Origin of the sequence: Raineyella sp. W15-4 (genome assembly GCF_033170155.1) — a bacterium.
Classification (GTDB): Bacteria; Actinomycetota; Actinomycetes; order Propionibacteriales; family Propionibacteriaceae; genus Raineyella.
In genome coordinates this window covers 1,757,876-1,781,672 of sequence record NZ_CP137079.1, presented here as the reverse complement: position 1 = coordinate 1,781,672, position 23,797 = coordinate 1,757,876, and the positions used below count along the sequence as shown (strand labels likewise).

Annotated in this window: 19 protein-coding genes; 16 read left to right on the top strand and 3 right to left on the bottom strand. The window is 71.3% G+C overall.

Features of this window, described 5'->3' with window-relative positions; genetic code table 11:
• Window positions 1-105 precede the first annotated feature (105 nt).
• The 10 genes from R0145_RS08315 (at window position 106) to tpx (ending at window position 15,001) form a co-directional block, all read left to right on the top strand.
• Window positions 106-1,083: a sucrase ferredoxin gene (locus R0145_RS08315; protein WP_317839900.1), complete on the top strand. Its 978-nt coding sequence runs from the start codon at window positions 106-108 to the stop codon at window positions 1,081-1,083.
• 148 nt (window positions 1,084-1,231) lie between these two features.
• Window positions 1,232-2,953, top strand: coding sequence for a nitrite/sulfite reductase (locus R0145_RS08310; RefSeq protein WP_317839899.1), 1,722 nt, complete (start codon window positions 1,232-1,234; stop codon window positions 2,951-2,953).
• A 131-nt stretch (window positions 2,954-3,084) separates the two neighbouring features.
• Window positions 3,085-3,762 (top strand): phosphoadenylyl-sulfate reductase, encoded by a 678-nt coding sequence (locus R0145_RS08305; protein WP_317840190.1) that lies wholly within the window; start codon window positions 3,085-3,087, stop codon window positions 3,760-3,762.
• Window positions 3,744-4,700, top strand: coding sequence for a sulfate adenylyltransferase subunit CysD (gene cysD, locus R0145_RS08300; protein ID WP_317839898.1), 957 nt, complete (start codon window positions 3,744-3,746; stop codon window positions 4,698-4,700). The genes R0145_RS08305 and cysD overlap by 19 nt, the downstream gene beginning before the upstream one ends.
• On the top strand, window positions 4,700-5,995 hold the full coding sequence (locus R0145_RS08295; protein ID WP_317839897.1) for a sulfate adenylyltransferase subunit 1: 1,296 nt from the start codon (window positions 4,700-4,702) through the stop codon (window positions 5,993-5,995). The genes cysD and R0145_RS08295 overlap by 1 nt, the downstream gene beginning before the upstream one ends.
• Window positions 5,995-6,912 carry a sirohydrochlorin chelatase gene (locus R0145_RS08290; protein ID WP_317839895.1) on the top strand — a complete coding sequence of 306 codons (918 nt, stop codon included), beginning with the start codon at window positions 5,995-5,997 and terminating at the stop codon, window positions 6,910-6,912. The genes R0145_RS08295 and R0145_RS08290 overlap by 1 nt, the downstream gene beginning before the upstream one ends.
• Window positions 6,913-6,989: 77 nt before the next feature.
• A complete protein-coding gene (locus R0145_RS08285; protein ID WP_317839894.1) occupies window positions 6,990-11,840 on the top strand; it encodes an NAD-glutamate dehydrogenase in 4,851 nt (1,616 codons plus the stop codon).
• 97 nt (window positions 11,841-11,937) lie between these two features.
• Window positions 11,938-13,782, top strand: a complete 1,845-nt coding sequence (gene ilvD / locus R0145_RS08280; protein WP_317839892.1) for a dihydroxy-acid dehydratase — start codon at window positions 11,938-11,940, stop codon at window positions 13,780-13,782.
• A gap of 113 nt (window positions 13,783-13,895) precedes the next feature.
• The gene (locus R0145_RS08275; RefSeq protein ID WP_317839891.1) at window positions 13,896-14,423 is read left to right on the top strand and encodes a flavodoxin/nitric oxide synthase; all 528 of its coding nucleotides are present in this window, start codon (window positions 13,896-13,898) and stop codon (window positions 14,421-14,423) included.
• Window positions 14,424-14,503: 80 nt separating this feature from the next.
• Window positions 14,504-15,001: a thiol peroxidase gene (tpx, locus tag R0145_RS08270; protein WP_317839890.1), complete on the top strand. Its 498-nt coding sequence runs from the start codon at window positions 14,504-14,506 to the stop codon at window positions 14,999-15,001.
• Here the strand turns inward: tpx and R0145_RS08265 are convergent, their stop codons facing one another.
• The gene (locus R0145_RS08265; RefSeq protein ID WP_317839889.1) at window positions 15,002-15,625 is read right to left on the bottom strand and encodes an HAD-IA family hydrolase; all 624 of its coding nucleotides are present in this window, start codon (window positions 15,623-15,625) and stop codon (window positions 15,002-15,004) included.
• Between the two features lie 95 nt (window positions 15,626-15,720).
• Here R0145_RS08265 and R0145_RS08260 point away from each other — a divergent pair, with 95 nt between their 5' ends.
• Entirely contained in the window at window positions 15,721-16,191 is a 471-nt protein-coding gene (locus R0145_RS08260; RefSeq protein WP_317839888.1) for a Rieske (2Fe-2S) protein, read from the top strand.
• 33 nt (window positions 16,192-16,224) lie between these two features.
• Here R0145_RS08260 and R0145_RS08255 read toward each other — a convergent pair whose 3' ends face one another.
• The gene (locus R0145_RS08255; protein WP_317839887.1) at window positions 16,225-17,751 is read right to left on the bottom strand and encodes an Hsp70 family protein; all 1,527 of its coding nucleotides are present in this window, start codon (window positions 17,749-17,751) and stop codon (window positions 16,225-16,227) included.
• Between the two features lie 202 nt (window positions 17,752-17,953).
• Window positions 17,954-18,718, bottom strand: a complete 765-nt coding sequence (locus tag R0145_RS08250) for a transposase (protein WP_317839886.1) — start codon at window positions 18,716-18,718, stop codon at window positions 17,954-17,956.
• A 191-nt stretch (window positions 18,719-18,909) separates the two neighbouring features.
• Here R0145_RS08250 and glpX point away from each other — a divergent pair, with 191 nt between their 5' ends.
• The 5 genes from glpX (at window position 18,910) to R0145_RS08225 (ending at window position 23,781) form a co-directional block, all read left to right on the top strand.
• The gene (gene glpX / locus R0145_RS08245) at window positions 18,910-19,914 is read left to right on the top strand and encodes a class II fructose-bisphosphatase (RefSeq protein WP_411742102.1); all 1,005 of its coding nucleotides are present in this window, start codon (window positions 18,910-18,912) and stop codon (window positions 19,912-19,914) included.
• 175 nt (window positions 19,915-20,089) lie between these two features.
• Window positions 20,090-21,010, top strand: a complete 921-nt coding sequence (locus R0145_RS08240) for a PAC2 family protein (protein WP_317839884.1) — start codon at window positions 20,090-20,092, stop codon at window positions 21,008-21,010.
• Window positions 21,011-21,070: 60 nt separating this feature from the next.
• Window positions 21,071-22,483 (top strand): FAD-binding oxidoreductase, encoded by a 1,413-nt coding sequence (locus tag R0145_RS08235; protein ID WP_317839883.1) that lies wholly within the window; start codon window positions 21,071-21,073, stop codon window positions 22,481-22,483.
• Between the two features lie 97 nt (window positions 22,484-22,580).
• The gene (locus tag R0145_RS08230; RefSeq protein ID WP_317839882.1) at window positions 22,581-23,228 is read left to right on the top strand and encodes a GtrA family protein; all 648 of its coding nucleotides are present in this window, start codon (window positions 22,581-22,583) and stop codon (window positions 23,226-23,228) included.
• Window positions 23,229-23,253: 25 nt separating this feature from the next.
• Complete coding sequence (locus R0145_RS08225) at window positions 23,254-23,781, top strand: DUF1697 domain-containing protein (protein WP_317839881.1); 528 nt, start codon at window positions 23,254-23,256, stop codon at window positions 23,779-23,781.
• The last annotated feature ends 16 nt before the right edge of the window (window positions 23,782-23,797 follow it).

The following is a 23,797-nucleotide window of genomic DNA, read 5'->3' as shown; positions in this document are numbered from 1 at the left end:
CGCTCCGGCCCGAGCTGCCGGGACGCCGGCACAGGACACCCGGCCAGATGGCATGGTGGTGATCGGGCCCCGGCCGCGGGCCGTCCCCGACGGTGAGGAGCCACGATGACCCAGCCAGCCGCACACCACCCCACGCACCACCCGGACGGATCCGCCGACCGGTGCTCGGTCCGCTCCCTCGGCGCGGCGGAGCAGGCGGTGGGGACCGCCGCCGAGGCCACCTGTTGGGTGGTCCTCGAGCAGGACGGGCCCTGGGGTGCCCGGGCGGCCACCGAGTCCCGCCTCGATCCCGGGCTGGGCGCCCGGCTGGACACAGCGGTCTCCGGCGTCGGTGGCCGGTTCGCCCTGATGCGGGAGCCGGGTGCCCATCCGGACCGGCACATCGCCGCCCGTCCGGTGATCGTCAGCGGCGGGACCCTCGACGACCCCTGGCTGGTCCGTGGCACCGTCGCCACCCCCGACCGACTGCTCGACCTGCCGGTCGACGCCCTGGCCGACCCGACGCCCACCCGGCTGCTGGCGGCCCTGCCGGAACTCGACCCCGCCGACCGACCGGTCCTGTTGGTCTGCACCAACGGCAAGCGCGACCAGTGCTGCGCGCTCGGCGGCCGGCCGCTGGCGGAGGCGGCCCACCGCGCCGCCCCCGGTCAGGTCGTCGAGACCACCCACCTCGGCGGGCACCGATTCGCCCCCACCGCCACCGTGCTGCCGTACGGCCTCTCGTACGGCCGCCTCGACGAGGACACCGTGGTCACGGCCCTACGCGCGGCCGAGGCCGGCCGGATCCCGACCGAGCTTGCCGACACGGGGCACTACCGGGGCCGCAGCGGCCTGCGGCGGCCGCAGCAGGCCGCGGAACTGGCCTACCGGCTCGCCACCGGAGACCTGACCGTGCCCGGACCGCCGGTGGAGCCCGCCCACCCCGCCGGCGAGGACCGCTGGACGGTGGCGGTCGGCACCGGCCGGGCCCGGCTGGTCGTGGAGGTCACCCGGCTGGTGACCGACCGACTCCGTCCCGAGTCGTGCGGCAAGGCGGCCGCGCCGGTCCCGGAGTGGCACACCCGGGTGCTCGGCAGGAGGTGACCGGGACTGTGGGATGAAGCACAGGTTTTACTTTTTGCTATGGGTTCATTAACCTCAGATGATACCGGGGCGGACAACGCCCGCCCCGGTACGCGTCCGCCGAGCCGGGCGTGGCGGTGACGACCTGCCCCGAAGCCGAGGAGACCCCGTGTCCTACGACCGTACGACCACCACGACCAGCCCCGGTCCCGCACCCGTGGGGGAGCGCGTCCGCGGCCCCAAGAAGGATCGGTCCAACGGTCAGTGGGCCGTCGACGGCCGTACGCCGCTCAACCCCAACGAGGTGTTCAAGGCCGCGGACGACGGCCTCAACGTCCGGGCCCGGATCCTGGAGACGTACGCCACCGAGGGCTTCGACTCCATCCCCGCCGACGACCTCTACGGGCGGATGCGCTGGTGGGGCCTCTACACCCAGCGCGACCAGACCCTCGACGCCACCCGCACCGGCAAACTCACCGATGCCGAGCTGTCGTCCCGCTACTTCATGCAGCGGATCCGGGTCGACGGCCGGATCCTCAGCACCGACCAGGTGCGGACCATCGCGTCGATCTCGCAGGACCTCGCCCGAGACAGCCTGGACATCACCGACCGGCAGAACATCCAGTTCCACTGGATCCGGATCGAGGACGTGCCGGAGATCTGGCGCCGGCTCGACGAGGTCGGCCTGGACACCATCACCGCCTGCGGCGACACCCCGCGGGCCTTCCTCGGCAGCCCGGTCGCCGGCATCGCGGCCGACGAGATCATCGATCCCACCCCGCTGATCGAGGAGCTCCGCGACAAATACATCAACACCGGGGCGTTCACCAACCTCCCCCGCAAGTTCAAGACCGCCATCACCGGCCACCCCAGCCTCGACGTCGTCCACGAGATCAACGACATCTCCTTCGTCGGCGTACGCCACCCGGAGCTCGGCGCCGGCTACGACCTGTGGGTCGGCGGCGGGCTGTCCACGGCGCCACGGTTCGCCGAGCGCCTCGGGGTGTTCGTCCGCCCCGAAGAGGCGGCCGAGGTGTGGGCCGGCGTGATCTCGATCTTCCGCGACTACGGCTACCGCCGGCTGCGCAACAAGGCCCGGCTGAAGTTCCTGGTCGCCGACTGGGGTGCGGAGAAGTTCCGCCGGGTCCTGGAGGAGGAGTACCTGCACCGCGCCCTGCCGGACGGCCCCGCCCCGATCCCCGACGGGACCTCCGGCGACCACGTCGGCATCCACGACCAGAAGGACGGCCGCAAGTACGTCGGTTTCGCCCCCACCGTCGGCCGGATCGGCGGCACCCGACTGGCCCGGATCGCGAAGCTGGCCGAGGCGGCCGGTTCCCGCCGGATCAGCTTCACCCCGCACCAGAAGCTGCTGGTCCTCGACGTCGATCCGGACAAGGTGGAGGAACTGGTCACCGCGATGGAGGCGGTGGGACTGACCGCCCGGCCCAGCCCGTTCCGCCGCTCGACGATGGCCTGCACCGGCATCGAGTACTGCAAGCTGGCCTTCGTCGAGACCAAGGGACTGGCCGCACGGGTGATCGACGACCTCGAGCAACGCTTCGCCGGGGTCGACATCGACACTCCGATCAGCCTGCACCTCAACGGCTGCCCGAACTCCTGCGCCCGGATCCAGACCGCCGACATCGGCCTGAAGGGCCAACTGCTGGGCGGTTCGGAGTTCGGGTTCCAGGTCCACCTCGGCGGCGGTCTCGCCTCCGGCGACCGGGAGGAGGCCGGGCTGGGGCGTACGGTGCGTGGGCTCAAGGTGGGTGCGGAGGACGTTCCGGGTTACGTTGAGCGCGTGGTTCGACGTTTCCTGGACCAGCGCCTGGCCGGGGAGAGCTTCTCCGCCTGGGTGGCACGCAGTGATGACAAGGAGTTCCTGTGACGACCGCATCCCAGACCCCGGTCGGTGACGGGCCGGGGTCCACCAACACAGCTCCGGTCGATGACGGGCCGGGGCCGTACGATTCCGCGCCGGCCGGCCACGGCCCGGGGCGCCGCCGCCCGGAGGACGAGCTGCGGGCCATCGCCGAGGAGGCCGGCCGGCGATTCGCCGACGCCACCGCGGAGGAGGTGCTCTCCTGGGCCGCCGAGGAGTTCGGGGACGCCCTGGCCGTCGCCTGCTCGATGGCCGGTGACACCGTGCTGCCGCACCTGGTGTCCAGCCTGCACCCGGGCGTCGACGTGCTGTTCCTGGAGACCGGCTACCACTTCGCCGAGACCCTGGGCACCCGCGCTGAGATCGCCACCGTCCTGCCGGTCAATGTCATCGATGTGCTGCCCCGGCAGACCGTCGCCGAGCAGGACGCCGAGTACGGCAAGGACCTGTTCGCCCGTGACCCCGGCCGGTGCTGTGCGCTGCGCAAGGTCGAGCCGCTCGGCCGCGAGCTGGCCGGCTACGAGGCCTGGGTCACCGGGCTGCGTCGCGAGGACAACGCCCTGCGCCGCAACGCCCAACTGGTCGAATGGGACCACACCCACCGGATGGTGAAGCTGAACCCGCTCGCCGCCTGGACCTTCGACGACGTGATCGACTACGCGGGCCGCCACGGCGTCCCGATCAACCCGCTGCTGATCGACGGCTACCCGTCGATCGGCTGCGAACCCTGTACCCGCCGGGTGGAACCCGGTGAAGATCCACGGGCCGGCCGCTGGGCCGGCCTCGCCAAGACTGAATGCGGGATCCACCTGTGAGCACCGACTTCGTGACCCCTCTCGACGACGCCCCGACCCGCCCGTACGAGCTGAGCCAGCTCGACACGCTGGAGAGCGAGGCGATCCACATCTTCCGCGAGGTGACCGCGGAACTGGAGCGCCCGGTGCTGCTGTTCAGCGGTGGCAAGGACTCGGTGGTGATGCTGCACCTCGCGGCCAAGGCCTTCTGGCCGGGAAAGGTGCCGTTCCCGGTGCTGCACGTCGACACCGGGCACAACTTCCCCGAGGTGCTCGACTTCCGGGACCGTACGGTCGAGCGGCTCGGGCTGACCCTGGTGGTCGCCACGGTGCAGGACTACATCGACGACGGTCGACTGGTGGAGCGCGCCGACGGGACCCGCAACCCGCTGCAGACCCAGCCGCTGCTCGACGCCATCGCCGCCGGCCGGTTCGACGCGGTCTACGGCGGCGGCCGCCGCGACGAGGAGAAGGCCCGGGCCAAGGAACGCATCGTCAGCCTGCGCGACGAGTTCGGCCAGTGGGACCCCCGTAATCAGCGCCCTGAGCTGTGGGACCTCTACAACGCCCGGCACCGCCCCGGCGAGCACGTCCGGGTGTTCCCGTTGAGCAACTGGACCGAGCTGGAGATCTGGCGCTACATCGAGCGCGAGAACATCGAACTGCCCAGCCTCTACTACGCCCATCAGCGAGATGTCTTCCGCCACGACGGCATGTGGCTGGCCGACTCGCCGGTCTCCCGCCCCCGGGAGGGCGAGACGGTGGTCCGCAAGCGGGTGCGCTACCGCACCGTCGGGGACATGTCGTGCACCGGTGCGGTGGAGTCCGACGCGGACACCGTCGGCCGGGTGATCGCCGAGGTCGCCGCCACCACCCTGACCGAACGGGGCGCCACCCGCGCCGACGACCGCCTCTCCGAGGCGGCCATGGAGGACCGCAAGAAGGAAGGCTACTTCTGATGAGCACGCTGCTTCGCCTGGCCACCGCCGGCTCGGTGGACGACGGCAAGTCGACCCTGGTAGGCCGGTTGCTGCACGACACCAAGTCGATCCTGGCCGACCAGATGGACGCGGTGGAGCGGGTCAGCCGGGAACGCGGCCTCACCGGGGCGGACCTCGCGCTGCTCACCGACGGCCTGCGCGCCGAACGGGAGCAGGGCATCACCATCGACGTGGCCTACCGCTACTTCGCCACCCCGCGCCGCTCGTTCATCCTGGCCGACTGCCCCGGTCACGTGCAGTACACCCGCAACACGGTGACCGGCTCCAGCACCGCCGACGTCATCGTGCTGCTGGTCGACATCCGCCACGGGGTGCTCGAGCAGACCCGTCGCCACCTCGCGGTCGCCTCGCTGCTCCGCGTCCCGCACGTCGTCGTCGCGGTGAACAAGATCGACCTGGTCGACTACGACGAGGCGACCTTCCGCGCCGTCGAGATCGACATCCGTCACGTCGCCAACGGCCTGGGCCTCACCGACGTCACCGTCATCCCGGTGTCGGCCCTGGTCGGCGACAACATCGCGGACCGGTCCTCGATCACCACCTGGTATCACGGGCCGGCCCTGCTGGAGGTGCTGGAGGAGCTGCCGTCCGGTGACGATCCACGCACCCAACCGCTGCGCTTCCCGGTGCAGTACGTCATCCGCCCGCAGTCCGGCGCGCTCGACGAGCAGCACCGCGAGTACCGCGGCTACGCCGGCCGGATCGCCGGCGGGGTTGTCCGCCCCGGCGACGAGGTCGTCGTGCTGCCGTCGGGACGGCACACCCGGGTGGTCGGCATCGACCTGGCCGACCGGGAGCTCGACGAGGCGTTCGCCCCGCAGTCGGTGACGCTGCGGCTCTCCGACGACATCGACATCGCCCGCGGTGACCTGATCGCCGCGGCGGAGGACCGGCCGGCGCCGACCCGCGATCTCGACGCGCTGGTCTGCTGGCTGGCCGAGCGGCCGCTGGTGGAGGGGGCCCGGGTGCTGGTGAAGAACGGCGCCCGTACGGTCCAGGCGATCGTCCGGACGATCGATGCCAAGCTGGACCTCGACACCCTGGTCGGCCGGGCCGCTGAGCGACTGGAGCTCAACGACATCGGCCGGGTGCGGCTGCACCTGGCCGCCGACCTGCCGACCGAGCCGTACGCCCGGGCCCGGCACACCGGAGCGTTCCTGCTGGTCGACCCGCAGCAGGCCGGCACGCTCGCCGCGGGCATGGTGGTCAGCACCGACCCGGACGGCGGCGACGACACCGACTGGGTGATCTGATGACGCCCCGCGCACTCGACCCGGCGGACGGGGGGCCGGTCGCCGGCGAGGGTGATCCGGAACCCGCCGGGCGAATGCGCGGACCGTTCGAGACACCGGACCGTCCCGGAGCGCCGGGGCTCCCGACGTCACGGGACGGGACCGGTGGCGACAGTACGGTCGTCCTGGCCGCCCATGGCAGCCGGGATCCCGACGCCGCGCCGGTGGTGCAGGCGATCGCCCGGTCAGTCGGTGACCGGCTGTCGGCCCGGGTGGAGGTGGGCTGGCTGTCGACCGGCGAGCCCACCTTCACCGACATCGCCACCGGTGTCGCCGCCGATGTCGTCGTGCCGTTGCTGCTCGGGACCGGCTACCACGTGCTGGTGGACATCCCCCGCGGTCTGGCCGGGAGGGACGCGGTGCGCCCGACCACCGGACCGGCGCACTCCGCGGGCGCCGGGACCGTCGGTGCCGACCGCCCCGCCCCGGTGGTGACGCCGCACCTGGGGCCGGCCGGGGAGGTCGTCCGGGCGCTGGCCGACCGGGTCCGGGCGGTCGACCCGGAGCCCGTCGCGGTGGTCCTCGCGGCCGCCGGGACGTCCCATCCGGTGGGGCGCAGCGAGACCCGCCAGGCCGGCGACCTGCTGAGCCAGTCCCTCGGCGTCCCGGTCCGGGTGGCGTACGCCGCCGGTGCCGGCCCCGACATCGCCGAAGCGGTGCTGGCCCTTCGCGAGTCGGGCGCACGCCGGGTGACCGTGGTGCCCTATCTGCTCGCCCCGGGCTTCTTCGCCGACCGGATCCGTGCCGCGGCCGGGCGGGCGGGCGCGGCCGTGGCCGAGGTGCTGGCCGACCACCCGCAGATCGCCGCCCTCGTCGTCCGGAGGGTGATGGAGGCGTCCGCGGCGGTTCCGCCGGTGCCGGCGAGCCGGGCCGCGTAGACTCCCCGCCATCCAGGAGGTGCCCGGCCACCCGAGGACGCCGGAGCGCCGCCCACGACAGGGAGGTCGGTGCGGACATGGCCGTGTCTCTTGAGCAGCGCGATGCCCTGCTCGCCGCGGGCGCCGGACGCGCCGAGGGGATGGACCCGGACGAGGTGCTGGCGCTGCTCAGCGCCTTCTGGCGCGACCTGAGCACCGAGACACTGGCCACCCTGCGGCCGGAGGACCTGCTGGGGGCGGCCCTGTCGCACCGGCAGCTGGCCGCGCAACGCCGCCTCGGCGAGACCCGGGTGCGGGTGTTCACCCCGACGGTCGAGACCGACGGCTGGGGGACCCGGAACACCGTCGTCCAGATCGTCATCGACGACATGCCGTTCCTGGTGGACTCGGTGTCGGCGGCGCTGATGGAGGCGGGCGCCAACGTCCGGTTCGTCACCCATCCGCAGATGACCGTCGAACGCGCCGCGGACGGCACCCTGCTCGACGTCGCCGCCCGCGGTCCCGAGCCGACCGCAGGCCTCGACGAGTCCTGGATGCACTTCGAGGTGGTCCGCACCACCGACCGCGAGGCACTGCAGCAGCTGGAGGCCGGCGTCCGCTCCACCCTGACCGACATCCGCAGCGCCTACGACGACTGGGCGGAGATGGTCGAGCACGCCCGGCAGGCGACCCGCGAGACGTCCGCGCTGGCCGCCGCGGACCGCGCCGACGCGGCCGTGGCGACGGATCTGCTGGAGTGGCTGCTGGCCGACCAGTTCGTCTTCCTCGGCTACGTCCGGTACGGCGTCGGCGAGGACGGAGCCCCGGCGGCGGTGCCCGGCACCGGGCTCGGGGTGCTGCGGCAGGCCGAAGGGGCGACCGAGCTGCCCCTCGACACGGTGGAGGCCCGGGCCGCCTGGGACGCCGGCCCGCTGCTCGTCACCAAGGCCAACACCCGGGCCACCGTCCATCGGCGCGCCTTCATGGACCTCATCGTCGTCAAGACGTACGACGCCGCCGGTGCCGAGACCGGCAGCCACCGGTTCGTCGGGCTGTTCACCTCCAGCGCCTACCACGAGTCGGTGACCACGGTGCCCTACCTGATGGGCAAGGTGAACGCCGTCCTCGACGCCGCCGGGTTCCCGCCCGACTCGCACAGCGGCAAGACACTGCTCAACGAGCTGGAGAACTACCCCCGCGACGAGCTGTTCCGCTGCGATGTGGCCGAACTCACCCGCAACACTCTGGCCATCGTCCAGCTACGCGAGCAGATCCGCACCCGGCTGTTCCTCGGCCGGGACCCGTTCGGCCGGTTCATGTCCTGCCTGGTCTACCTGCCCCGGGACCGCTACAACACCGCGGCCCGGCTGGAGGTCTCGCGGATCCTGCGGGAGCGCCTCGAGGGCGAGACGGTGGACTACACCACCCGGGCCACCGAATCGCCGCTGGCGACGCTGCACTTCATCCTGCACATGGCGCCCGGCCGGCAGGTCCCCGAGGTCGACCCGGACGACCTGGAGAGCCAGATCGTCGAAGCCACCCGGGACTGGGACGAGGACCTCGGCGCGGCGATGATCGAGGAGTTCGGCGAGGGGCTGGGCGATCTCTACACCGAGGCCTACCGGGGCGGCTTCCCGACCGCGTACAAGGAGGTCTTCCCGCCCCGGGTCGGCGCCGCCGACCTGCGGGAACTGGAAGGGATCGGCGCCGACGAACTGCGGCTCAACCTCTACCGCACCCCGACCAGCCCGGCCGACGAACGCCGACTCAAGGTGTACAGCCGCGGCTGGCTGTCGCTCAGCGGCATCCTGCCGGTCTTCAGCCACCTCGGCACCGAGGTGACCAGCGAGCGACCGTACGTCCTGGAGCGCTCCGACGGCACCCTCTTCCACATCTACGACTTCGGCCTGCGCCCGCTCGGCGCCGCGACCTGGGCGGGCGAGGACACCCGGGAACGGTTCCAGGACGCCTTCGCCGCGGCCTGGGAGGGCCGGACGGAGCCGGACGAGCTGGACGGGCTGGTGCTGCTGGCCGGGCTCACCTCGCGACAGATCGTCATCCTGCGGGCGGTGACCGGCTACCTGCGCCAGATCGGCATCGCCTACTCCCAGAGCTACCTGCGCTCGGTGCTGCTGGCGCACCCCGAGATCGCCGCCCTGCTGGTGCGACTCTTCGGCGTACGCTTCGATCCCGACCTGTTCGGCGGACGGACCGTCGGCCCGCAGCGTCGCAAGGCCGAGGACGAGGACGTCGCCCGACTCGACGCGCTGATCGGGGCGGTGCCCTCGCTGGAGGAGGACCGGATCCTGCGCCGCTACCTCGGCGTGATCCGTGGGACGCTGCGGACCAACTACTACCAGCGCGCCCGGGAGGCCCCGCACGACGCCTCGACCACCCAGCCGACCGTCGCCCTCAAGCTGGCCCCGGCGACCATCCCCGGGATGCCGCTGCCGCATCCGCTGTACGAGATCTGGGTCTACAGCCCCCGGGTCGAGGGCGTCCACCTGCGGTTCGGCAAGGTCGCCCGGGGCGGGCTGCGCTGGTCGGGACGACGCGAGGACTTCCGCACCGAGATCCTCGGGCTGGTGAAGGCCCAGATCGTGAAGAACGCGGTGATCGTGCCGACCGGGGCGAAGGGCGGCTTCTACCCCAAGGGGCTGCCGGATCCTGCGGTGGACCGGGAGGGCTGGGCGACCAGGGGCCGGGAGGCCTACCAACTGTTCGTCGCAGCCCTGCTCGACCTCACCGACAACGTCGTCGACGGCGCGGCGATCCCACCGCCCCGGGTCGTCCGGCACGACGGCGACGACACCTACCTGGTGGTGGCGGCGGACAAGGGGACCGCCCGGTTCTCCGACATCGCCAACGCGATCGCCCGTACGTACGCCTACTGGCTGGACGACGCCTTCGCGTCCGGGGGGTCCACCGGCTACGACCACAAGGCGATGGGCATCACCGCCCGGGGCGCCTGGGAGTCGGTGAAGCGGCACTTCCGGGAGCTGGACCGCGACATCCAGGCCGAGGACTTCACCGTCATCGGCATCGGCGACATGTCCGGCGACGTCTTCGGCAACGGGATGCTGCTGTCGGCGCACATCCGGTTGGTGGCGGCCTTCGACCACCGCGACATCTTCGTGGATCCCGATCCCGACGCGGCGGCCTCCCTGGCCGAGCGGCGGCGGCTGTTCGAGCTCAGCCGGTCCTCCTGGCAGGACTACGACCGCGCGGTGATCTCCGCCGGCGGCGGGGTGTTCTCCCGTACACTCAAGAGCATCCCGGTCAGCGAGCAGATCCGGGCTGCCCTCGGCCTCCCCGACGGGGTCACCGAGCTGTCGCCGCACGAACTGATCCGGGCGGTGCTGCAGGCGCCGGTGGATCTGCTGTGGAACGGCGGCATCGGCACCTACGTCAAGGCGACCGACGAGTCGGACATCGAGATCGGCGACCGGGCCAACGACCCGGTCCGGATCACCGGCAGCGAGCTGCGGGTGCGGGTCGTGGGGGAGGGCGGCAATCTGGGCTTCAGCCAGCTCGGCCGGATCGAAGCCGCCCGCCGGGGCATCCATCTCAACACCGACGCCATCGACAACTCGGCCGGGGTCGACACCTCCGACCACGAGGTGAACCTCAAGATCCCGCTCACCGGCCTGATCCAGATCGGTGAACTGACCTACAAGCAGCGCAACCGGCTGCTGCGGGAGATGTCGGACGAGGTCGTCCGGCTGGTCCTGGAGGACAACTACAGCCAGAACGTGCTGCTCGGGCACTCCCGGGAGCGGGGCGGCAAACGGCTGGGCGCCTATCTGCGGCTGCTGCACTACCTGGAGGACCGGGGGCTGCTGGACCGGGAGCTCGAGTCGCTGCCCACGGACGCCGAGCTGCACGCCCGGGAGAAGTCGAACGAGGGGCTGACCAGCCCGGAGCGCTCGATCCTGCTGGCGTACGTCAAGCTGGCCCTCAAGCAGGACATCAACGCCAGTGGCCTGCCGGACGAGGCGTGGTTCAGCCATGAGCTGCGCAGCTACTTCCCCCGCCAGATCCTGGAACGGTTCCCACGGCTGCCCGAGAGCCACCCGCTGCGACGCGAGATCATCACCAACGTCGTCGCCAACTCGGTGGTCAACCTGGGCGGCATGACCTTCGCCCAACGCGCCCTGGAGGAGACCGGCGCCACCATGCCCGAGATCGCCCGGGCGCTGGTGCTGGCCCGCGAGGTCTTCGACATCGACCGGTTCATGCAACGGGTGAAGGCACTCGACAACGTGGCCGGCACCGCGGTGCAGGCGCGGCTGCACCGCGAGTCCCGTCGGCTGCTCGACCGGGCGACCCGGTGGATCCTGCTGGAACGGCCCGCCCACTCCGCCCTGGGCGCGGACATCGACCGCTACCGTCCGGGCGTGGCCGCCTTCGAACAGCGGATGGACGAACTGCTGCACGGCGCGGAGCGGGAACGGTTCGAGACGAACGTCACCGAACTCACCATCGCCGGGGTGCCGGAGGATCTCGCCCGGTGGACGGAGGGGCTGCTCGACGCCTTTGCCCTGCTGGACATCACCGACCTCGCGAGGGGAGCGCAGGAGGACCTCACCGACGTGGCCGAGCTGTACTTCGCCGTCACCGAGCAGTTCGACATCGACGGGCTGCTCACCAGCATCAGCGCGCTGCCCCGCGACGAACTGTGGGACTCGCTGGCCCGCAGCGCCGTCCGCGCCGACGTGTACGCCGCCGCGAAGTCCCTCACCGCCACCGTCATCGCCAGCACGCCGGGCAGCGGAGAGGTCGACCAGCGGCTGCGGCAGTGGATCCAGGACAACGCCGCCGCGGCCCAGCGGGCGCACCGTTCGCTGCTGCAGCTCCAGGAGCTTCCCGCGCCGGGACTGGCGGCCGTGTCGGTGGTGCTGCGGCATCTGCGGTCGGTGTCGCGGTCGGGGTGGGCCGGATCCCGCTGACGAACGCCGCCCGACCGGTCATTTGGTGGCGTACGTCACCCGGGGCTGGCCCGTGCGCCTAGGCTGGGGAGGCCCCACGGTTCTCACGGAGGAACTCATGCCCGAACTGCGTTCCCGCACCACGACCCACGGTCGCAACATGGCGGGCGCCCGCGCGCTCTGGCGCGCCACCGGCCTGACCAACGACGATTTCGGCAAGCCGATCATCGCCATCGCCAACTCGTTCACGCAGTTCGTGCCTGGCCACGTCCATCTCAAGGACATGGGCGGTCTCGTCGCCGAGGCCATCAAGGAGGCCGGCGGCGTCGGGCGGGAGTTCAACACCATCGCGGTCGACGACGGCATCGCCATGGGCCACGACGGGATGCTCTACAGCCTGCCCAGCCGGGAGCTGATCGCCGACTCCGTCGAGTACATGGTCAACGCGCACAAGGCGGACGCGCTGGTCTGCATCTCCAACTGCGACAAGATCACCCCGGGCATGCTGATCGCCGCGCTGCGCCTCAATATCCCCACGGTGTTCGTCTCCGGCGGCCCGATGGAGGCCGGCAAGGCGGTCATCCACGACGACGGCACCGCCCAGACCCGCCTCGACCTGATCGACGCGATGATCTCCTCGGTCGACCCGGCGGTCACCGACGACGAGATCGTCCGGATCGAGGAGTCGGCCTGCCCGACCTGTGGATCGTGTTCGGGCATGTTCACCGCGAACTCGATGAACTGCCTGACCGAGGTGATCGGCCTGTCCCTGCCCGGCAACGGGTCGACGCTGGCCACCGCGGCCGCCCGCAAGGGACTGTTCGAGCGCGCCGGCGCGCTCGCGGTCGAGCTGGCGAACCGCTACTACCGGGACGGTGACGAGTCGGTGCTGCCGCGCAACATCGCCACCAAGGAGGCCTTCGCCAACGCGATGACCCTCGACATCGGCATGGGCGGGTCGACCAACACGATCCTGCACCTGCTCGCCGCGGCCCAGCAGGCCGGGGTGGACTTCGACCAGGACGACATCGACGCGCTGTCGCGGCACACTCCGTGCATCTGCAAGGTGGCGCCGAACACCCACCACTACTACATGGAGGACGTTCACCGCGCCGGCGGCATCCCCGCCATCATGGGCGAGTTCGCGCGGGCCGGCCTGCTGGACGAGTCGGTCCACGCAGTGCACAGCCCGGATCTGGCGACCTGGCTGGACGCCTGGGACATCCGTGGCGGGAAGGCCACCGACGAAGCGGTCGAGCTGTTCCACGCCGCCCCGGGCGGCATCCGCACCACGGTGCCGTTCTCGTCGACCAACCGCTGGCGGAGCCTGGACACCGATGCACGGAGCGGCTGCATCCGCTCGGTGGAGCACGCGTACACCACCGATGGTGGCCTGGCCATCCTCAAGGGCAACATCGCCGAGGACGGCTGCGTGGTGAAGACCGCCGGGGTGCCGGAGGACCAGTGGGTCTTCTCCGGGCCGGCGAAGGTCACCGAGTCCCAGGAGGAGGCCGTCGAGGCGATCCTCGGCGGGCGGATCGAGGCCGGCGACGTGGTGGTGGTCCGCTACGAGGGCCCGAAGGGCGGCCCGGGCATGCAGGAGATGCTCTACCCGACCTCCTACCTGAAGGGGATCGGGCTCGGCCCGAAGTGTGCCCTGATCACCGACGGGCGGTTCTCCGGCGGCTCGTCCGGCCTGTCGATCGGTCACGTCTCCCCGGAGGCGGCCTCGGGCGGAGCGATCGGGCTGATCGAGGACGGCGACATCATCGAGATCTCCATCCCGGACCGTACGATCAACGTCCGTCTCTCCGACCAGGAGCTGGCCGCGCGCCGCGCCACCCGCGACGAGGCCGGGTGGACGCCGGTGAACCGGCGCCGCGAGGTCTCCCAGGCGCTGAAGATCTTCGGCATGCTCGCGCAGTCCGCCGACAAGGGCGCTGCCCGCCGGCCACTGGACTGATCTTCGACGTCGATCGGTGGCCTCCGGCGGCCGGTGCGCGTCGCGGCTGTCACGACCGGGCGGTTTCGGCGATACTGGACAATCATCCTGTGGACCGGCCGAGGAGGGCAGTGGTGGGCGTACTGATCGTGTGCGAGTCGAGTTTCGGCAACACCAGGCACGTCGCCGAGGCCATCGGAGCCGGGCTCGCCAGGCGGGGCCACCAGGTCGAGCTGTACCCGGTCGAGAGAGCCCCGCGGGAGATCCCCGACGACGTCACCCTGCTGCTCGTCGGTTCCCCGACCCACAACATGGCCATGACCACCGCCGAGACCCGGGCGAAAGCCGTCGCCGAGGGAGCGCCGACCGCCCCGACGATCGGGATCCACGAATGGATCGACCTGGTCACGCCGCGCCGGGCGCTGCTGGTGCGGACCTTCGACACCCGGACGACCGGCGCGTTCCTCCCCAGCGCGGCGCGGGACGCCGCCCGAGCGTTGAAATCGAACGGTTTCCACGGGGCCAAGACCGGGCAGTCCTTCCAGGTGGATCCGCGCACCACCGGTCTGGCCGACGGCGAACTGCAGCGCGCCCACGAGTGGGGGATGGCACTGGCGGATCTCGACCCCGGGCCCGCCGGGACGACGCCCCCGACGACCTGACCCTCGGTGCCGATCCTCGGGCCGGTGAGGCGGCACGGGACTCTGGCGTGCCCCGCCCCACCCGTGATAGGCCAGAGCACATGGCAACCACTGCACTCAAGGGAACCCCTGTCCACACCGTGGGGGAGCTCCCCGTCGTCGGGACCAAGGCGCCGGTCGCCACCCTCACCGGGGCCGACCTGTCCGACCTGTCGTCCGAGGACTACGCCGGCAAGCGGGTGATCCTCAACATCTTCCCGAGCATCGACACCCGGGTCTGCGCCACCTCGGTACGAAAGTTCAACGCGCTGGCCTCCGGCCTCGACAACACCGTGGTGATCTGTGCATCGGCCGACCTGCCGTTCGCCGCATCCCGGTTCTGCGGCGCCGAGGGACTCGACAACGTGGTGACCGGCTCGTCCTTCCGCACCGACTTCGGCACCGCCTACGGCGTCACGCTCGCCGACAGCGGGATGCGGGGGCTGCTGGCCCGCTCGGTCGTCGTCCTCGACGCCGACGGCACCGTGCTGCATTCCCAGCTCGTTCCCGAGATCACCACCGAGCCGGACTACGACGCCGCCCTCGCCACCCTGGCCTGATCAGCCGGCGATCCGGTCGATCAGCCGGCGCAGGTCGGTGATCCGTTCCCCGTCGCCGATCACCGGGATCCCCGGGGTCTCCAGGATGACGCAGCGGATCCCGACCTGTTCCGAGGCGACCGCGTCGATCGCCCGGTCGCCGACCGCCAGGCAATCCGCCGGGTCGAGGTGATGGCGCTCGAGCACCGCCCGGTACATCGCCGGGTCGGGTTTGCGGGGGAATCCGTCGCCGGGGCAGATCAGATCGTCCATCTCCAGCCCGGTCGCCGTGAGCAGAGCGGTGGCGCTGATCCGGTCGCGATTGGTGACGACGATGTTGAGCCCGCCGATCCGGCGTACGTGCGCGATCACCTCCCGTGCCCCGGCCATCACCGGTGGGGGAGTAACGGCCCAGGACCGCTTCAGGTCCGCGTACGCCACGTCGAACTCCTCGTGGGGGACGGCGAACCTGGCGGACAGCTCGTCGATCGCCGACGCGATGGCGCGGCGGGTCATCCGGGCGACCACGGCCTCGTCCATGGCGTGCCCGCGGGCGGCGACGACGGCGGCCAGCGTACGGTCCACCGACGGGTAGGTGTCGATCAGGGTTCCACCCATGTCCCAGATGATGCTGTGAGTTCTCACCCGCTCATTCTCGCCTGTCCTAGCATGGATCAGGGGTTGTCGCCCGAGACCGGGGATCGAAGCCCCGGAGTTTCTGACCGTTCCAGGAGCTCGCCATGGCCTTGTCCACCTTCACCCGTCGTAGCGTCCTCAGCGTCACCGGCCTGGCCGCCGCAGCGGTCGCCGGTTCGTCGTTCCTCAGTAGCTGTACCAACCCCGGCCAGCAGACCGGCCAGGGCAGCATCCCCACCAGTGAGATCCCGGTGGGCGGCGGCATCGTCCTCACCAAGGGCAAGTACGTGATCACCCAGCCCACCGCTGGGCAGTTCCATGCCTTCACCAACATCTGCGCCCACGCCGGCTGTCAGGTGGCCAGGGTCAAGGACAGCGAGATCCAGTGCGACTGCCACGGCAGCCGTTACTCGATCACCGACGGACACCCGACCCACGGCCCGGCGGTCCGCTCGCTCACCCAGTACCCGGTCGAGGTGACCGGCAACCGGCTGACGGTGGAGCCCACCCCGCTGGGCGGTGGATCGGCGAGTCCGGAGGCCTCGGCCTCGGCGTCCGCGACGGCCGGCGCCTGACCCGGCACCGGCCGTCGTCACGACCCCGAACCGTCAGGCGGCCTCGGCCGTGGGCCGGCTCAGGGCGTGGGTGCGGGTGTAGCCGGTGGTCAGGTCGGTGATCCGGACCCGGACGATGCCGTTCTCGTCGATGGCGTAGCGCTCCTCGACCAGCGGGCCCTGCTCGCGGGTCACCGGGACGGATTCCACGTCGACGCCCTCGGCCTGCAGGGCGGAGTCGAACGGGAAGACGATCTGCGCGAACGGGGCGATGTCACCGCGCGGTTCGCCGGACGGGTCGACCTCGGTGTACTCCACGAAGCGGTACCAGCCGACGTTGTGGGCGGCGCGGTACTGCCGGGTGATCACCAGGTCGCCGTGATCGGGGAGGGGCTGGTCGCGACCGAGGATCGGGTCGAAGCTGACGGTCGACCCGGCGTCGCCCTCACGGAACACACCGAACCAACGGGACAGCCGGTCGGCGAGGGAGTAGCCGGCCTCGTCGTCGGCGGCGATGGCCAGACCGATCGCGGTGGACGCCGCCGGGTAGGGGGAGCGGTGCACCCGCCGGCCGAACTTGTCCTTCAGCAGCCGCGGCACCAGCGGCAGGCCGGAGGCCCCACCGACCAGGTAGATGCCGGCGATGTCGGCGGCCAGCGGGGCATCACTCTCGAGGTCCTCGACCAGCGGGGCCATCGCGGTGACCGAGGCCTCCACCAGCGGGGCGGCGCGGGTGTAGTAGTCGTCGACCTGCACGGTGACCGGCCGGGCGTCCACCTCCACCGGAATGCGGCGCGACTGAGGGGACAGGTGCTCCTTCGCGTCGCGGCAGTCGTCGAGGAGACGGACGTAGCTGGGCAGGTCGAGATCGTCCAGCCGCAGACCCGCCTCGGCCAGGGCGCAGTCGGCCAGCACGGCGTCGAAGTCGTCCCCACCGAGCATGTTCAGGCCCAGGGAACCGATGATCTCGTGGTCGACCCCGTCCACGTTGACCAGCGAGGCGTCGAAGGTGCCACCGCCGAGGTCGTAGACGATCACCCGGGTCCGCTTGGAGTTGAGGGTGCGTCCCTGCCGATGGGTGTATTCGAAGCCGGCGGCGGACGGCTCGTTGATCATCGCGGTCACCCGGAACCCGGCGCGCCGGAACGCCTCCAGGGTGAGGAAGCGCTGGGCGCCGTGCGCGTGGGCCGGGACGGCGACCACGGTGGCCTCCGCGGTCGACGGATCGTACGCGTCGCTGATGCTCGACCTCGTCGCCAGGGCATCGCGGACGGCGACCAGGAAGCCGGTCAGCAGGTCGAGCAGCGGGACCTCACGATCCCCGATCAGGACGGTCGAATCGGCGTTGACGTCACCCGCCCCAAGAGCGCGCTTGAACGAACGGAGGAGCGGTGCGCCCTGCTCCGAGGCGGCCAGCGCCTCGAAACCGTAGCGGAACTGGTCGCCGACGAGGGCGACGACGGACGGGAAGAACTCATGTGAGTCCCCGGTGGAATCGAGGAAGCTCACCACCGGATAGTTGCCACGATCGACACTCGCGACAGTGGTGCGAGTGGTGCCGAAATCTATGCCCAAGCGCATACACCGACCCTAGCAACCGACGGTCCCGGAGCGGCGGACCGGTCGGCCCGGGGGCGTCGGCCGGAGTGACCCTGCCGGATGATAAGAGCGCTCCGGAGCCAGAGGCAGCGGCGCCCTTCGAGGATCGGGCCGCCGAGGCCGACGGCGAGCAGCGCACCGGCCAGCATGACGGCCGCCTCGACCAGTGTGTGGACGATCGGGATCACCGGGTGACCTCCTCGACGTCATCCTCCGATGGGGTGATGCCAGTCTCCCGTACGGCACCGACATCCTCCGGTACGACGTTGGCATCTTCAGACGGGGCACCGACACCCGTCGGACGGGCCGCGGCATCCTCCAGCAGTGCGATCGCCAGTCCCACACCCCGCCGGTCCTCGGCGTACGCCGCGCGGATCGCCCGCTGGCTGGCGGCCGACGCACTGATCCCCAGGGCGTCGGCCGCCGCATTGTTGGAGAGGCCCGCGTCGAGCAGGTCGGCGACCTCCCACCCCTCGGCGGACCGGCGGGCCAGCAGGGCACCCCACAGCACCAGGGCCGACTCGGCCCGCCACACCGCTCCATACGGTGCGGGGGTGGCATCGGCCCGGCCGCGGCCGTCCCGCAGGGCGATCCCCACCGACCGGCCGCGGGCCTCCTCCACGGCCGTCCGGGCCGCGAGATAGGCCGTTCCTCGCGCGGCGCGGGTGGAGTCGGCCAGCGGCAACTCGACGCCGCCCACCCCGACCCCGACCCGCCAGTCCCGCAGCCGGACCAGGCGCCGGACCACGGCGACCACCCCCGCAGCGGTGCCCAGCAGCCCCTGGATCTCGTCGCCCGCGGTCCGTTCGAAGGGCAGCACGACATCCCCGGCGGGCACCGTCCCGACCGCGGTGAGCGCCTCGGGGACCCGGTCCGGGCCGCGGCGACTACGGCGTTGATCGGCCGTCACCACGAACACCCGACTGAAGTCCACATCCTTCATTGCCATAATTTTAGTCTCCAGCCTTGAGACTCCGGACGCAAGGCCTCCGCCCGCCACCGGTCCCGGCCGTTCCACAGGGGAGCACTTCTCCGCAACCGGGTGGCGGACGGCTCCCGGACACGAAAAGCTGGTGCCGGACCAGCACACTCGCCCCGCCCAGGAGGACCCCCGTGTCGGACGTCGCACCCCAGAAGTTCATGCTCTCCAATCACAATCTCGGTCTCGACCTGATGCGGGCCACGGAGGCCGCTGCGCTGGCCGCCGCCCGCTGGGCCGGCCGTGGGCAGAAGGAATCCGGTGACGGCGCCGCGGTCGGTGCCATGCGGGAGGTGCTGTCGCACGTCCGCATCGACGGCACCATCGTGATCGGCGAGGGCGAGAAGGACGAGGCGCCGATGCTCGCGAACGGTGAGAAGGTGGGCAACGGGGACGGGCCGGCGATGGACATCGCGGTGGATCCGGTCGACGGCACCCGGCTGCTCGCCTGGGGCATGCGCAACTCGATCGCTCTGCTCGCGGGCGCCGAGGGAGGGTCCATGTACAACCCCAAGGAGTGCTTCTACATGCAGAAGCTCGCCGTGGGGGCGGACGCTGCGGACGTGATCGACCTCGACGCCCCGATCGGCGACACCATCCGCAAGGTCGCGAAGGCCAAGGGCAAGCGGGTCGAACAGATCACCGTCGGCGTGCTCAACCGGGAACGTCACCAGGACTTGATCGCCGAGATCCGCGACGCAGGGGCGGCGACCCGACTGTTCACCGACGGCGACGTCGCCGCCGCGGTGATGGCGGCGCACCCCGACATGCCGCGCCTCGACATGGTGGCCGGCGTCGGCGGCAGCCCGGAGGGCGTCGTCACCGCCTGTGCGATGAAGGCCCTGGGCGGCCGGATCCTGGCCCGGCTGTGGCCCACCTCCGACGAGGAGCGGCAGCGTACGCTCGACGCCGGCCACGACCTCGATCGCGTCCTCGACACCAGCGACCTGGTGACCAGCGACCACACGCTGTTCGTCGCCACCGGCATCACCCCCGGTGACCTGGTCGAGGGCGTGAGCTTCCTGCCCGACGGCGGCGCCCGCACCCACTCGATCGTGATGCGCTCCGCCTCCGGCACGATCCGCTACGTCGACGCCTACCACCATCTCGACAAGGTCGAGGAGTACCAGCGCCGGCACGAGGTGGCCGGCATCGACTGGAAGTGACCTCGACGGGGGCCGGCATCGACCGGTCCCGGTCCCCGGGGACGTGGGTGCTCCGGGGACGTGGGTCCACCGACGATGAAACGTGACCGGGTCGGTGGGAATGTCCGGCCCGGCCGGGGTGTTCTGCTGATGTCCAGTCGCCTCGTCCCAGGGAAGGGCCACCGTGTCGGAGTCCATGCCACTCTTCACGTACGCATCCCACATCGATCCCCGCCAGGTCCGCGCCGACACCCTGGTGGTCACCCTCGGCGGCTTCCTCGACGCCGGCCACACCCAGCGCCTGGTCGACCATCAGGTCCTGGACGGCCTGGCGAGCCACCGGGTCGGCAGCTTCGACGCGGACGTGCTGGTCGACCACCGCGCCGAGCGGCCGGGGATCACCTTCGCCGGGGACCGGTTCACCGACTATGACCCGCCGGCGCTGGTCCTGCTCGAGGCGACCGACCGCAACGACACCCCCTTCCTGCTGCTGCAGGGCCCGGAGCCGGACTTCCGCTGGGAGGAGCTCGCCGCCACCGTCGAACGGCTCGTCGACGACCACGAGGTGCGCACCACCGTCTTCGTGCAGGGCATCCCGATGTCCACCCCGCACACCCGGCCGGTCCAGGTGACCCGCTGGGCCTCGCGCCCCGAGCTGATCCCCGGCAACCGACCGCTCGTCGGCACGATCCGGATGCGGGCCTCCTTCCCGTCGATGCTCGCACTGCGGCTCGGCGACGCCGGCCACGACGTGATCGGTCTGGTCGCCCACGTGCCGCACTACCTGGCCCCCGGCGACTACCCGGATTCCGCGCTCGCCGTGATCGACGCGCTGCAGCAGTCGACCGGCGTGTCGCTGCCCACCTCGCCGCTGGAGCTGGTCCGGTCCGCGGTCCGGGCGGAGATCGACGAGCAGGTGGCCTCGTCGGAGGAGACCCGGGAGATGGTCACCGAGCTGGAGCACCAGTACGACCGGTTCATGGCTGAGCATCGTCTCGAGGCCCGCCCGGAGCCGGCCGACCTGCCCAGCGCCGAGGAGATCGCCGCGGAGGCGGAGAAGTTCCTCCGCAGCCTGGACGAGCCCCCGTCGGGAGGTGAGCCGCCGGCGCAGAGCTGACCCGGCGGACGATCCGGGGCGCCACCACGGGACCGGGCCGGAGGTCGTAGGCTGACCCCGATGAGCACCTCAGTCACCGCCAGCGCCCCGACCACCTCCGCACTCCTGTCCGGCTGGGGACGCACCGCCCCCTCCCGCGCGGACGTGTTGCACCCGTACGACGCCGAGACGGTCATCGAGGCCGTCCGGGCCGCCGCCGACCGGCGGGCGGACGGAGGACGCGGCGTCCTGGCCCGCGGACTCGGCCGATCGTACGGTGACGTCGCCCAGAACGGGGGCGGCGTCGTGATCGACATGACCGCCCTGGCGACGATCCACTCGATCGACCCGGACACCGCCACGGTGGATGTCGACGCCGGGGTCAGCCTCGACGCGCTGATGAAGGCCGCCCTGCCGTACGGCCTGTGGGTGTCGGTGCTGCCCGGCACCCGTCAGGTGACCGTGGGAGGGGCGATCGGCAACGACGTCCATGGCAAGAACCACCACAGCGCCGGGTCCTTCGGCGACCACGTCCGGTGGCTGCAGCTGCTGGTGGCCGACGGCCGGGTGCTGGAGCTCACCCCGGAGGGCACTCCCGACGACCCGGACGCCTCGATCTTCTGGGCGACGATCGGCGGGATCGGCCTGACCGGCATCATCCTGCGGGCGCGGCTGTCGATGACCCGCACCGAGACGGCGTACTTCATCGCCGACGGTGTCGTCACCCACGACCTGGACGAGACGATCGCGGTGCACTCCGACGGTTCGGAATCGCGCTACGAGTACTCCAGCGCGTGGTTCGACGCGATCAGCGCGCCCCCGAAGCTGGGCCGCGCGGCCATCTCCCGCGGGTCACTGGCGAAGCTCGACGAACTCCCGGCCAAGCTCCGCAAGGATCCGCTGGCCTTCGACGCGCCGACGCTGGTCACCCTGCCGGACGTGTTCCCGAACGGGTTGGCGAACAAGTACACCTTCACCGCGCTGGGCACCGCCTGGTACCTGAAGAGCGGCACCTACACCGGCAAGGTGCAGAACCTCACGCAGTTCTACCACCCGCTCGACCTGTTCGGGGAGTGGAACCGGGCGTACGGCACCGAGGGCTTCCTGCAGTACCAGTTCGTCGTGCCGCCGGCCGCGGTCGAGGAGTTCAAGAGCATCATCGGTGACATCCAGCGGTCGGGGCACTACTCGTTCCTCAACGTCTTCAAGCTGTTCGGCGCCGGCAACCAGGCCCCGCTCAGCTACCCGATGCCCGGCTGGAACGTCTGTGTCGACTTCCCGATCCGGCGCGGACTGGACACCTTCCTCAACGAGCTCGACGCCCGGGTGCTGGAGTTCGGCGGGCGGCTCTACACGGCCAAGGACTCCCGGACCAGTGCGGAGAACTTCCACCGGATGTACCCGCGGCTCGACGCCTGGATCGCCACCCGCCGCCGGGTCGATCCGGACGGGGTGTTCATGTCCGACATGGGACGCCGCCTCGAGCTGTCCTGACCGCGGGCCCGCCCTCCACCGTCCCGTCTTGGGGTCCGCTGAGGGCGCCGGGCCGGCGGCAGGCCCGGATCGTCGGCCCGGCGCGTACGCTGAATCTGTGCAGCCTTCCGCGTCCGATCCCTCCGCGACCGCCCCTCGCAGCGCAGCCGACCGTTTCCTGGCGATCCGCCAAGAGCTGTGGCGACGCCTGCCGGGCCGGCTCGGGCGGCTCATCCCGCCGGACTTCATCGGGTACGCGATCCTCAACCTGTTCACCTTCTTCGTGGACATGGCCATCCTCACGGTGGTGTTCCGGGCCGCCCGGGCGCCGTACCCGATCGCGACGACGGTGGGCTACGGCACGGCGCTGGTCTTGGCGTACCTGCTCAACCGGTGGCTGAACTTCCACTCCCGGGCACCGGTCGGACCGCAGACCGTCCGGTACGCCTTCGTGGTGCTGGTCAACTACTTCGTCCTGCTACAGGGCGTCGGCACCGGGCTGGAGATGCTCGGGGTGCAGTTCCAGCTCTCCCGGCTGATCGCCGCCTGTTGTGAGGGTCTGTGGACGTACGTCGGGATGCGCTGGATCGTCTTCCGCGGAGACACCCGACCGGTGCGGGCCGGCGAGACCGTAGGATCCCCACGCCGGCGCACGGCCCGGGACGGGGAACGGGCCCGTCGACGCGCGACCGCCGCCGGCGCCGGGAACGGCCCGGACGAGGCCCGGGACGAGGCTGAACCGGACGCCGTCCGGGTCCGGAGCTGATCGGGGCAGGCCAGGAGGTCGAACGATGGAATACGCGATGTTCCTACGGGGCATCAATGTCAGCGGCATCCGGGTGTCGATGCCCGAGCTGCGGGAATGCCTGGCCGACGTCGGCCTGGAGGATGTCCGGACCTACCTGCAGACCGGCAACGTGACCTTCACCTCGGCCGAGCAGTTGCGTACGTTGCACCCGATGATCGAGGAGGCGCTCACCTCCACCTTCAGCTACGAAGCACACGTGCAGGTGTTGCCGCGGGCCGAATTGGCTGCGGTCGTCACCGGCTATCCGTTCCCAAGCGCTCCGGACCACCACCGCTATGCGATCCTCTGCGCCACCGACCGGGTCGCGGCCGACCTGGTCGATCTCGCGCAGACCGCCGCGCACGAGCCCGGGGGTGACCGGGAGCGGGTAGCTGCCGGCACGAGTGTCGTCTACTGGTCCTGCCCGAAAGGGGCGACCCTCGGCAGCCCCTTCGGCAAGATCCTGGGGCAGCGGCGGTTCCGCGCCACCACGACCAACCGCAACCTCAACACCCTGGAGAAGATGCTCTGATCCCCGGGCGGCCCGC